This is a genomic window from Microcoleus sp. B4-C2 (genome assembly GCF_036705265.1).
Lineage (GTDB): Bacteria > Cyanobacteriota > Cyanobacteriia > Cyanobacteriales > Microcoleaceae > Microcoleus.
Window position 1 is genome coordinate 3,217 of the sequence record NZ_JAUBUB010000135.1, and the last position, 10,891, is coordinate 14,107.

Consider the following 10,891-nt stretch of genomic DNA (forward strand, 5'->3'; position numbering starts at 1 on the left):
AGTTCAATTTTCCTATCGGGTGGGCGCAGGATTTTTTTGAACAGGCAAGATGCCTGTTCCACAAAAGTTCAATTTTCCTATCGGGTGGGCGCAGGATTTTTTTGAACAGGCAAGATGCCTGTTCCACAAAAGTTCAATTTTCTTGTGGGGTGGGCTTCTAGCCCGCCCAAAAAATATAATTTAGATGCCCGACAGCTTATTTTTGCGCTAAACCAACCCCTAGAAAGTTAATACCTCAAATTCTGGATTGCCGTAAACCATCTGTTTATCTACCGCCGACAAAACTTTATTGTTAGCAGCATCAGAAACTAAACACTGACAAACTAGCTGCGCTACATCTGCCCGGTGAATAGTTCCAGCAACTCGACAATCTTCTGTTAAAATACCGTTGCCTGTGGCAGGTTCCGATTTGAGTCCGCCCGGACGAATCACTGTATAAATCATCCCGCTTTCTATCAAATGATTTTCGGCTTTTTCCTTTTCAATTAAAACCGGGCGCAAAGTTTCTAAAGCTTGGGGCGGCAAAGCGCCGACACTATTACCGCTGCCGATTGATGAAACTAAAATAAATTTTTGCACGCCTGCTTTGACCGCCGCATCAATCAAGTTTTTGTTGCCCAAATAATCGGCTCTTTCTCCATCTTTGGGCAAGCCGCCAATTGTGCTGATTACGGCATGAATTGAATCGCCGCCAGCCATCGCCGCTTCCATAGCTGCAGCATCCAAAGCATCGCCAGTCACGACTTTGATGCCCATTGCTTCTAATTCGGTGCTGGTTGCGGGCGATCGCAAAAGTGCAGTTACTTGCATCTTTTGTGCTGTCAGACATTTGGCGATTTCTAAGCCGACGCCTCGACTAGCACCAGCTAAAAAAATGTGGGATTTCTCTGTCATATCAATTTTGACTTAATGGGTGCAGAAATTGGTTTATTTGAATGTAGATTATACAACATTCCTCTGTCAATTGGTGAATCAATACTCCGGACTGTTTTTAAGCAGCCAAAGTACCATAAGACAAGACTGAAGGAAGCTTAGGATGGTTTAACATCAAATCCGGGTCTAAATCTAACTTATCAATAAAGATACAAAGTAGATGCTTAGGATCGCGAATTAAATAACTTACAATTTTAATTGTTATTGTGGGATGGGCCTAAGAGCCCGTCCTTTTTGGATGGGCTCTTAGGCCCATCCCACTTTCAAGAGTGGAAGTTATTTAATTCTCATTCCTAAGAAGCATCAGGTTGAGCGCCTCTGACACCTGTTTTGGCGTAGCTACAGTTGACCAGCAGTCTCATTTTTATACCTTTAGCAATGCCCAATAAATTGATTAAGATGACGATAACTCCGTTGTCATCAGCATGATCTGGCCCGACTGCTGCCATTTCAATCCTCAATAGTCCGTTGTAGTAGTAGGATTTTGCTCGATCGTACTCCGGCTGTTTAATAATTTCTATATATTCATCCCAAGTCGCTGTAATCCAGGTATCGGTTAGTAGTTGAGGTTTGGAGTTGACTCATCATTACCTCACCGGAAAAAATCTTTGACTTTTGAGGGAAAACTTCAGAGTATGGACGATCGCATTTTTACCATTCAGCAGTAAGGTACGCAGCGCGCACCTTACAAACTATTAACCTAGGACTATTCTGCCACTTCCTCAGATTCCGATTCTTCCGCCGATTCTTCACCAGCAGCCGGCACTAAAGCCACAGCTACGATCGAATCATCCTCATCTAACCGCTGCACCCGCACACCCGTTGCTGTGCGCGATTGAGTAGAAATTGCACTCACCGCCTGACGGATAATAATACCTCGGTTGGTAATGATCATCAATTCGTCATCTTCGTTGACAATTCGCAGGGCTGCTACCTGATCCTTACCCTTTTTCGACTTAAATTTAGTAGCCGTCAATCCTTTGCCTGCCCGTCTTTGTAGGCGGAATTGAGAAACAGGAACCCGTTTGCCGTAGCCGTTGGTGGTGATTACCAACACCGAAGGAACTTCGCTGCTAACTGTCGAAATTTCTTCAACCTCTTCGCCTTCAATTTCCTCTGCTTGCAATTCTAATTCTTCATCTTCCGTTTCCAATTCAGCACTTTCTGCCCCTTCAAATTCCGCTTCGTCCGTTTCTAATTGAGCAATATTAGCTCCCTCAAATTCGGAGTCTTCAGTTTCCAATTCAGCGATTTCGGCAACAATTGAACTGGGCAAAATGTCCATGCTAATCAACTCATCGCCCGATCGCAATTTCATTGATTTTACACCCCGCGTCGCGCGGCCGACTGGGCGCAACTGTTCGTGATTAGTGCGGAAATGAATTGCCATGCCTTGGCGCGTACCGATGATGATGCTGTCACCAACTTTTGCTCTCCGCACCCAGCGCAGTTGGTCGCCTTCTTCTAGAGAAATGGCGATTAATCCATTAGTGCGGATGTTGCCAAAAGCTGAAAGTGCGGTTTTCTTGATGTAGCCGCCGCGAGTCAGCATGACCAAGTATTCTTCGCTGGTGAATTCTGTCACTGACACCATAGAAGTGATTTTTTCTTCTATAGGAATCGGCAGCAGTTGCACCACGGGAGTGCCGCGGGCAGTCCGGGAACAGACGGGAATTTGATAAGCTTTGACAGAGTAAACTACACCTCTGTCGCTGAAGAACAAAACGCTATCGTGATCGCAGCAGGAAAGGAAATGTTCTACTCCATCGTCTTCTTTCATTTTCGCGCCTGCTTTGCCGCGAGTAGCGCGACTTTGGGCCTCGAAAGTGCTGACTGGCATCCGCTTGATGTAGCCTTGCTCGGTGATCAGAATAATTGCTTGTTCGTTGGCAATTAAATCTCTTTCATCGATTTCTCCTTCGGCGTGTTCGATGACGCTGCGCCTAGGAGTGGCGATTTTGGTTTGGATTTCGACTGCTTCAAATTCGGCGATTTCTAAGATGCGTTCCCGGCGCGCTAAGATATCTTCCAAATCGGCTATTTTAGTTCGCAGTTCTTCGTGTTCTTGCTGGATTTTTTGCGCTTCTAATGCTGTCAAACGCCGGAGCTGCATTTGCAGAATTGCGTCGGATTGTTGTTCCGAAAGACCGTAATTATCCATCAATTCCTGTTTGGCTGCTGCAGAGTCGGCAGCGGCGCGAATTAGGTGAATAATTGCATCTAAGTTGTCTAGGGCAATTAATAAGCCTTGCAGAAGGTGGTCGCGTTCTTCTGCTTTGCGGAGCTCATATTGAGTCCGGCGAGTAATTGTCTCAATGCGGAAGTCTAGGAAGACATTGAGGAATTGGGAGAGCGTAAGTAGTTGGGGTTCCCCATTTACTAGCGCTAACATATTGGCTCCAAAGTTGGCTTGGAGGGGTGTTTGTTTATAGAGGTTGTTGAGGACGACGCGGGGATAGGCGTCGCGCTTGAGTTCGATCACGATCCGCATTCCGTCTCTATCGCTTTCGTCGCGAATGTCGGAAATACCATCTAATCTTTTGTCGTTGACAAGTTCGGCAATTTTCTCAATTAGGGCTGCCTTGTTTGTTTGGTAAGGCAATTCGGTGATAATAATTGCTTCTTTGTCGGGGCGGCCGGGATGTTCGATGGTTTCAATGCCGGCGACTCCGCGCATTGTAATCGAACCGCGCCCGGTGGTGTAAGCATCGCGAATGCCGCCTCTACCCAGAATTTGCCCTCCGGTGGGAAAGTCCGGGCCGGGGATGTACTGCATCAATTCCAGGTCAGTAATTGCTGGATTGTGAATTAGTGCTACTAAACCGTCAATTATTTCGCCTAAATTGTGGGGCGGAATGTTGGTGGCCATCCCTACAGCAATCCCGGAGGAACCGTTGAGCAAAATTTGGGGGATGCGTGCCGGGAGTACAAGGGGTTCTTGCTGGGAACCGTCGAAGTTGTCGCCGAAATCAACTGTTTCCGAGTCGATGTCGCGCAGCATGGAGTCGCTAGTGAGAGCTGTGAGGCGACATTCGGTGTACCGCATGGCAGCGGGCGGGTCGTTGTCAACGGAGCCGAAGTTGCCGTGGCCGTTGATCAGGCGTTCCCGCATGGAGAAATCCTGAGCCATCCGCACCAGGGCGTCGTAAACCGCTGTATCTCCGTGCGGGTGATACTTGCCCAGCACCTCCCCCACGACGCGGGCGCATTTGCGGAAAGGTCGATCGGGAGTCAAGCCCAATTCGTTCATGGCGTAGAGAATGCGTCGGTGAACGGGCTTGAGACCGTCCCTGGCATCTGGTAGCGCCCGACCGACTATTACGCTCATGGCGTATTCCAAGTACGATCGGGACATCTCATTACCCAGATCCGTCGGGATTATCCGCGACTCAGAGGTGCTCATAGGTTGAAAAACTCCGTTAAAAATTTAAATTTGACGGCTATAAATCTCAAAAATGCGATAAAATCGGTTTGGATTCAGTAGAGCTGCCAAATATTGCCAATTACTCCTGAAATTATATCACAATTTGCCTTGGAATTTATGGGAAAGTTGCCAGAAAAATTAAGGGACGAAACCAGCACAATTGATAATTTGTCAGTTGGTGATTTTGTCAGCAGTTGGCAAAAGCTAAAAAGGTTTTTTTAGGCGGTCGGGTTTCATGCTTTCGTGAGTTTTTTTGACGGCCATCTAAGAAATTAAAATGGTTACTCGATCGAAATTTTAATTTCACAAAACCGAAGGCCTTCTTAAAGCTAACTAAAAATCTAAAATCTAAAATCTAAAATCTAAAATCAGCCGATGCTACCCGTCATCTACTCCGAAGATTTCTTGCTGCACAAGACTGGAATGCTTCACCCAGAGCGACCAGAACGTTTAACGGCGATCGTCAACGCTCTGAAAGCTGCTCCTTGGGCGGATCAAATTGAGTGGCAACTGCCCACCCCAGTGGCGCAGCGCGAACAACAACTGTTATCGGCTATCAAAAAAGTTCACTCGCAAAGATACATCAAAGAAATCGAACATTTGGCTCATCGGGGAGGCGGCTACCTCGACGGTGATACGCCGATTTCTGCTGAAAGTTACGACGTAGCGCTGCTGGCGACGAGTGCTTGGCTCGATGGGGTCGATCGAGTGGTGGTTGCGGGGGAACCGGCTTTTGTGCTGGCCAGGCCGCCGGGACACCACGCTGAAAACGCCCGCGCGATGGGTTTTTGCTTGTTTTCCAATGCTGCGATCGCCGCTCACTACGCCCTGGAACAGCCGGGAATCAACCGCGTCGCCGTCCTTGACTGGGACGTGCACCACGGCAACGGCACTCAATCTTTGGTGGAAAGCTGCCGGCAAATTGGCTACTGTTCCCTGCATCAATCTCCTTGCTATCCGGGAACGGGAGATGCCGAGGAGCGAGGTGCCTACGACAACGTGCTGAACATTCCCCTCTATCCTGGCAGTGGCATTGCTGAATACCTGAGCGCCTTTGAATCTCTTGTCGTGCCTTTTTTGTCCAAATTTGAACCGGATTTGTTGATTGTCAGCGCTGGTTATGACGCTACTGCGTCCGATCCACTGGCGAGTATGACTCTGGCGCCGTCAGATTACGGTACTTTCACCGGATACTGCTTGCAAATCACCCGCCGCATCGCCTTTGGTTTGGAGGGGGGTTACGCGCTCAAAGAGTTGGCCGAGTCGGTTGTGGCGACTATTGACCGATGCCTCAATTAGCTGGAAAATTGGCATAGGGGAAAATGAGGTTGAGAAGCCGTCAGGAACCTCAGCCTAAAGGCATGAGGCTTGAAAGAGAAATCTCGAAAGCCGTACTGACCAGACTAAGGCTTAATTGCCTACGTTTTGAGAGTCACGACACCCTGGAATGCGTAGCTAGTTCCTTGCTCTGTCGCTGAAGGTTAAACAGTTCTCAGGTAACAGGAACAGTGCTTTGGGCCTAACAAGCTCTCAAAACATTGTCGAAAGCTAACATTACCCCGCAAGGGAGGCTCGAAAAGAGCAAAACACTATGCGTACAGGGCTGGGAAGTTTGAGGCGGTAATTGTCCCGTTGAAAGTGCAACACAAAAGCACACCGAGCTAACCAGTCCCAAGGCGGTAGTAAATCAAAAATGTAAAGCCGTCCTAAAAGGACGGGGTTTCTACCCATTTTTCTGATGAGGACGAGATGGAGAGTTGTTGAGGGCGATCGCGCTTGATGGTCTTTTTCCCTCTGACTTCTGACTTCTGACTTCTGACTTCTGACTTCCGTGACAAGCATCACCAATTTAAGAGATCCAAGTCACTGGGCATCAAAGTCTCGGTCACAGATTTTTAACCAAAAAATCACACCGTGTCAATGTTTTCGATCGCCTGTGAAGTCGCTCCCAGAGTGCATAATACAAATACAACAAGCCTGTTAAAATTTTATCTGTCTCAATCAACTAGGAGGTTTATCATGTCAGTATCCCAAATGACACTCGAAGAGTTATTTGGTCAGGTCATGTTCTCCAGTGTCGTGACTCGCCACGACCGGAGACAGCTCAGATCTGCACTCTTAGAAAGAACACTGAATGAAGATGAGTATGCCATCATCAACCGACTGCTGTACAACGTTCGCCGCGGTTGGGTAAAAATTGTCGATTAAAGACCTGGCAACCACTCTCTGTAAAGGAGTTAATACCATTTTCGATTGTCGATTTTCGATTTTCGATTAAAGAATTGGTGATGACTGATAACTATCGGGATTGATCTCACGAGCCTACAGTTACATTTTTTGGGAACTCGTTACAAGGAGAACTTGCCAATTCGGGAAGTTTTTTGTGTTTAATAGTGGGATCGAAAGTGTGATGTGTTTGCCCAGTGTGTTAATTATCAAAATCTCGCTACACATCAGCCTATAGGTAGAGATAATTATAAAATAACAGGTTTCGGGTGCATCTCTACTTGTTGAACAATTGTGAGTTTTGAGTTGTTAACTGCAAAGTTAGAATTAACTCAAAACTCATAATTTTTTGGATTTGATATCATGTCCGATCGATTGACCGCGATTAAAGGCCAGGGCGGGTTTACAGATTTTCCCGTTTCTATTCAATATCTTGGCTCACGGGCCCCTACAGGAATCATGGTTAATTGACCGGACATGATTTGAGATGGGAGATTAAATAGTGGGAAAACTGATGAATATCAGGGTTGAGAACCGCTAGAAAGTTAATACTTTTTAAACTGATATTAAAAATCAAAACTATAAGCAGTTTCCGGTTGAGGAGGAGTGTGCGATCGTTACAAGCACACCGAGTCGTATAGGTCGATCGACGATTCCGGCAATTTGAGCCCGGAAGTGTCAAAATATTAACAACCAGTTCATCCCCAAAATATATGGCTCCCGCCGTTTTAATTGAAAATCTTCAGAAACGCTACGGCACTGTAGAAGCCGTTAAAGATGTTTCCTTCAAGGTAGAACCGGGGGAAATATTTGGTTTGCTAGGCCCCAACGGTGCAGGCAAAACCACAACCCTGCGGGTACTTTGTACTTTGAGTGCGCCCGATAGCGGACGCATTGAAGTGTCTGGCATTTCTGCTGTCAGCCAGCCGAGAATTGCTAGACAAAGACTAGGCTATGTCGCCCAAGAAGTGGCTCTGGATAAGGTGCTGACGGGGCGGGAACTCCTGCAACTGCAAGCAGCGCTTTACCATTTGCCGCGCCCTAGGATTAAAGGGCGGATTGACGAAATGGTGAAACTCCTCGGTTTGGAGGAGTGGGAAAATAAAAAGACGGGCACTTATTCCGGCGGTATCCGCAAACGCCTTGACTTAGCTGCTGGGTTGCTTCACCAGCCGGATGTTTTGGTGTTAGACGAACCGACTGTCGGGCTCGATATTGAAAGCCGGGTGGTAGTGTGGGATTTCCTGCGCCGCTTGCGGGAGGAAGGTACGACGGTTTTGATTACGAGCCATTATCTCGAAGAAGTTGACGCTTTGGCCGATCGCGTGGCGATTATTGATAAGGGTACGGTGATTGCTGAGGGCACGCCAGAAGAGTTGAAAAATCGGGTTGGAGGCGATCGGGTGACTCTACGGATTCGGGAGTTTTCGCCGATCGAAGAAGCCGAAAAAGCTAAAAATCTGATGCAATCGCTGCCTTTTGTGCAGGAAGTAATTGTCAATACGGCTCAAGGAAATTCTCTCAATTTAGTAGTAACACCGCAAAGCGATGCGCTGGTGACTATTCAGCAAGCTTTAAAAGATGCGGGATTGCCTACTTTTGGGATTGCTCAATCTCGGCCGAGTTTGGATGATGTGTATTTGGCTGCGACTGGTAAGACGCTGTTGGATGCGGAGTTGGCTGCTGCTAGCAACCGCGATTTGAAGGCGGAGCAAAAACAGGCGATGCGATCGTAGTTTGAGGGAAGGGAAAAGTTCGTCAGAAACAGGCAAGATGCCTGTTCCACAAAGAGTTAATTTTATTGTGGAACAGGCATCTTGCCTGTTCATAAACCAGTATTCCGGCGGTTTCAATCGCATCTGCACACACGAAGTCTGCCTTCGCAGACAAGCGAGATAAGTTAGCTATAATCTTAAGAGTGAATCGAAAAAATACTATAGTGATTTTGAGGGATATTAATAGATGAATCTTGTTTTGGAAGTTGAAGCGCCTCCTTTTCGAGAAGATGCAACAGGAGCTATTCGGGTGGGAAACTCAAGAGTTTTGCTGGAATTGGTGATTCGAGCTTTTCAGGATGGTGCGTCGCCGGAATCTATTGTGCAGCGTTATTCAACTCTGTCATTGTCCGATGTCTATAGTGCGATCGGCTATTATCTCCGACACCAAGAAGCAGTAGAAGCTTATCTCAATTATCGCGAGCAATTAGCAGATTCCGTCCGTCAGCGTTTGTTAGGTATTCAACCGGATCTCAGCGTTGTGCGCTCGCGCTTGTTAGCCCAAAAACAATCTTGTTTACTGAACCCGGTTTGTAAGGTGCGTCGCTGTGAGATGGTCGCTCTTTTTGAGGGTTTTTGATAGCGACGCACCCTACAGCAACTGTCAACTGCTATACATCCAAGATTTGTTCTGCTGTCAATGCTAATTCGGGAAAAGTTCGAGATATAATGCGATCGCTCCCTCGATAAGCAGTCATTTGATAAACGCCATTTTCATCAAGCAGGTAAACAAAAACAGTCGGTTCTTTCGGGTTGCCCAAATAGTTTCTGCTACCCAAAGCTAAATAATCGACAATCCAATATTCAGAAATTCCCAGCCGCTGATATTCATCCAGCTTGTCGATATAATCATCTTCCCAATTTGTTGAGACAACTTCTACAACTAATTGTGGTGGTTCAGTTAGGGCTGAATAGGCGAAGGGCTGCGATTCCCAGAGGGTTTTGTCTACTACTGTAACATCAGGATGGCGGCCTTGTTCTTTACCATTCGGGGTTAATGTCCTCAGCATAAATCTGCCAGATACCCTGTAATTGAGGGGGACGCGATCGACCTCTCTATCAAATTGTTTGATTAGAAAATCGGCAACATCCTCATGCAGTCTGATTGGTAATATTTTCACAATTTCTCCATTCACAAGTTCATAGCGGCCCTCTTCATCGGGAAGTTGCTTTACAAATTGCTCGAAACTGAGCATCTGCTTAGGTTGGGTAGGAGTTGCGGTCATTGTTTTATCTCATTTAGCTAGATATTTAAGACTATTCTGCAACCATTTTAACATACTGTTTTAACACAGGTGGAATCGTGAAAACTGTTTCAGATTCATAGCTCAATTTTTCGATCATTCCCCGTCTGGCTAAAGATTGAATTGCTTTACATAATTCGCCTTGCGATCCTTGACATTTTGCCATCCATTGGGTAAAGGAAACAGGCTCGATTTCATTACTAAGTTGGGAAATCGCCTGTTTTTCTATTCCCGACAACCGCTGATAATGTTGCTGGAATATCGGTGTCAATTCGTCACCTAAAAATACTGGTTGATAACTTAAATATTGAGAGACTCTACCGTTAAATAAGTTGTTAATGGTTTGAGCGACTAATTTTAACCACAGGGGATTACCTTGATAAAGGTTAATCAATTCGGCCCAGGCTTTTTCATCCAACAAACCCTTTTGTCTAAGAATTTCTGTTGCTGCTTCACCTAAACCAGTTAACTGTAATAAACATACTGCTGAATTATCGTCGGTGAATGTGATGATGTCTGAGGGAGGTTCCCAACTATTGAGAATTAAGCAGCTATTGTGGGGAATTTCGCCGATGAGTTTAAATATGGTTCCGTAGTTTTCATATCCGGGTTTATAATTTCCTGCAAGTTGCCCGCTGATGAGAATTTGCTGCACGTCATCGAGGATGATGAGACAGCGATTTTCGCGCAATGTTTCTATTAGGATTGACAACTGAGCATCGATGTTGGCGGAAAAGTTAATATCTGTTCTATCTGATAGAAATTGAATAAGATTTTTAAGAGTTGTTTCCAGGGGTGGGGAGGTGCGGAGACTGAGCCAGATGATGCGATCGAATTGAGTTTGAATTTGGGGGATGAGGTGACGGGCGATCGCACTTTTGCCGGTGCCTGCCATGCCTGTGATGGTGAGGAGGCGGCAGTTTTGGCGGGCGATCGCATTTTCGAGGGCGGTGAGGGGTGAGTTGGGGTAGTTGTAGAATGTTCTGAGTTCCGGTGCATCTCTTAAATCGAGTCGCGGTTTCTGTTGGGTGTCGTCTTCAGTTGAGGTTTGTGTTGGGGGTGAGTTTTGTGAAGTTTTGGGAGGCTGTGAGGCTTCTGTGCAGACGTTGATGCTACCTTTTTCTACGAAATTTAGATTGAGGAAATTAGAAGAGTGAGAAATTTGATATCTTTCCATTGTCGATCGAAAATTTGATTTATTTATATCTTCTCTTACAATACTCCGGACAGTTTTTAAATAGGGATGCTTACGCAATAAAGCACAGAAGCGAAAAAACTGAGTGCTATCT

At 46.2% G+C, this 10,891-nt stretch carries 11 protein-coding genes; 5 read left to right on the forward strand and 6 right to left on the reverse strand.

What is annotated here, in order from left to right:
• Positions 1-219: 219 nt before the first annotated feature.
• The 3 genes from QUB20_RS26330 to gyrA form a co-directional block, all read right to left on the reverse strand.
• On the reverse strand, positions 220-894 hold the full coding sequence (locus QUB20_RS26330) for an SDR family oxidoreductase (RefSeq protein WP_333250854.1): 675 nt from the start codon (positions 892-894) through the stop codon (positions 220-222).
• 332 nt (positions 895-1,226) lie between these two features.
• Positions 1,227-1,382 (reverse strand): hypothetical protein, encoded by a 156-nt coding sequence (locus tag QUB20_RS26335; protein WP_333244257.1) that lies wholly within the window; start codon positions 1,380-1,382, stop codon positions 1,227-1,229.
• A gap of 257 nt (positions 1,383-1,639) precedes the next feature.
• Positions 1,640-4,336: a DNA gyrase subunit A gene (gene gyrA, locus QUB20_RS26340; RefSeq protein WP_333244254.1), complete on the reverse strand. Its 2,697-nt coding sequence runs from the start codon at positions 4,334-4,336 to the stop codon at positions 1,640-1,642.
• Positions 4,337-4,732: 396 nt separating this feature from the next.
• On the opposite strand from gyrA, the gene QUB20_RS26345 reads away from it, so the two are divergent.
• Positions 4,733-5,656, forward strand: coding sequence for a histone deacetylase (locus QUB20_RS26345; RefSeq protein ID WP_333244251.1), 924 nt, complete (start codon positions 4,733-4,735; stop codon positions 5,654-5,656).
• 255 nt (positions 5,657-5,911) lie between these two features.
• On the opposite strand, the gene QUB20_RS26350 is transcribed toward QUB20_RS26345, so the two are convergent.
• Positions 5,912-6,199 carry a hypothetical protein gene (locus QUB20_RS26350; protein ID WP_333250858.1) on the reverse strand — a complete coding sequence of 96 codons (288 nt, stop codon included), beginning with the start codon at positions 6,197-6,199 and terminating at the stop codon, positions 5,912-5,914.
• 177 nt (positions 6,200-6,376) lie between these two features.
• Between QUB20_RS26350 and QUB20_RS26355 the strand changes: the two genes are divergently transcribed.
• The 4 genes from QUB20_RS26355 (at position 6,377) to QUB20_RS26370 (ending at position 8,938) form a co-directional block, all read left to right on the forward strand.
• On the forward strand, positions 6,377-6,565 hold the full coding sequence (locus tag QUB20_RS26355) for a hypothetical protein (RefSeq protein ID WP_015175516.1): 189 nt from the start codon (positions 6,377-6,379) through the stop codon (positions 6,563-6,565).
• A 731-nt stretch (positions 6,566-7,296) separates the two neighbouring features.
• A complete protein-coding gene (locus tag QUB20_RS26360; protein WP_333250859.1) occupies positions 7,297-8,319 on the forward strand; it encodes an ATP-binding cassette domain-containing protein in 1,023 nt (340 codons plus the stop codon).
• A 37-nt stretch (positions 8,320-8,356) separates the two neighbouring features.
• A complete protein-coding gene (locus tag QUB20_RS26365; RefSeq protein WP_333291764.1) occupies positions 8,357-8,482 on the forward strand; it encodes a hypothetical protein in 126 nt (41 codons plus the stop codon).
• Positions 8,483-8,545: 63 nt separating this feature from the next.
• On the forward strand, positions 8,546-8,938 hold the full coding sequence (locus QUB20_RS26370; protein ID WP_333250861.1) for a DUF433 domain-containing protein: 393 nt from the start codon (positions 8,546-8,548) through the stop codon (positions 8,936-8,938).
• A 31-nt stretch (positions 8,939-8,969) separates the two neighbouring features.
• On the opposite strand, the gene QUB20_RS26375 is transcribed toward QUB20_RS26370, so the two are convergent.
• Positions 8,970-9,584, reverse strand: coding sequence for a Uma2 family endonuclease (locus QUB20_RS26375; RefSeq protein WP_333250863.1), 615 nt, complete (start codon positions 9,582-9,584; stop codon positions 8,970-8,972).
• Positions 9,585-9,615: 31 nt separating this feature from the next.
• The gene (locus QUB20_RS26380) at positions 9,616-10,779 is read right to left on the reverse strand and encodes an NB-ARC domain-containing protein (RefSeq protein WP_333291766.1); all 1,164 of its coding nucleotides are present in this window, start codon (positions 10,777-10,779) and stop codon (positions 9,616-9,618) included.
• Positions 10,780-10,891 lie beyond the last annotated feature (112 nt).

Bases quoted from the DNA above. Each gene is read 5' to 3' on its own strand.
- QUB20_RS26330 (WP_333250854.1), bottom strand. From the start codon at position 894: ATGACAGAGAAATCCCACATTTTTTTAGCTGGTGCTAGTCGAGGCGTC.
- QUB20_RS26335 (WP_333244257.1), bottom strand. From the start codon at position 1,382: ATGGCAGCAGTCGGGCCAGATCATGCTGATGACAACGGAGTTATCGTC.
- gyrA (WP_333244254.1), bottom strand. From the start codon at position 4,336: ATGAGCACCTCTGAGTCGCGGATAATCCCGACGGATCTGGGTAATGAG.
- QUB20_RS26345 (WP_333244251.1), top strand. From the start codon at position 4,733: ATGCTACCCGTCATCTACTCCGAAGATTTCTTGCTGCACAAGACTGGA.
- QUB20_RS26350 (WP_333250858.1), bottom strand. From the start codon at position 6,199: ATGCTTGTCACGGAAGTCAGAAGTCAGAAGTCAGAAGTCAGAAGTCAG.
- QUB20_RS26355 (WP_015175516.1), top strand. From the start codon at position 6,377: ATGTCAGTATCCCAAATGACACTCGAAGAGTTATTTGGTCAGGTCATG.
- QUB20_RS26360 (WP_333250859.1), top strand. From the start codon at position 7,297: ATGGCTCCCGCCGTTTTAATTGAAAATCTTCAGAAACGCTACGGCACT.
- QUB20_RS26365 (WP_333291764.1), top strand. From the start codon at position 8,357: ATGCCTGTTCCACAAAGAGTTAATTTTATTGTGGAACAGGCATCTTGC.
- QUB20_RS26370 (WP_333250861.1), top strand. From the start codon at position 8,546: ATGAATCTTGTTTTGGAAGTTGAAGCGCCTCCTTTTCGAGAAGATGCA.
- QUB20_RS26375 (WP_333250863.1), bottom strand. From the start codon at position 9,584: ATGACCGCAACTCCTACCCAACCTAAGCAGATGCTCAGTTTCGAGCAA.
- QUB20_RS26380 (WP_333291766.1), bottom strand. From the start codon at position 10,779: ATGGAAAGATATCAAATTTCTCACTCTTCTAATTTCCTCAATCTAAAT.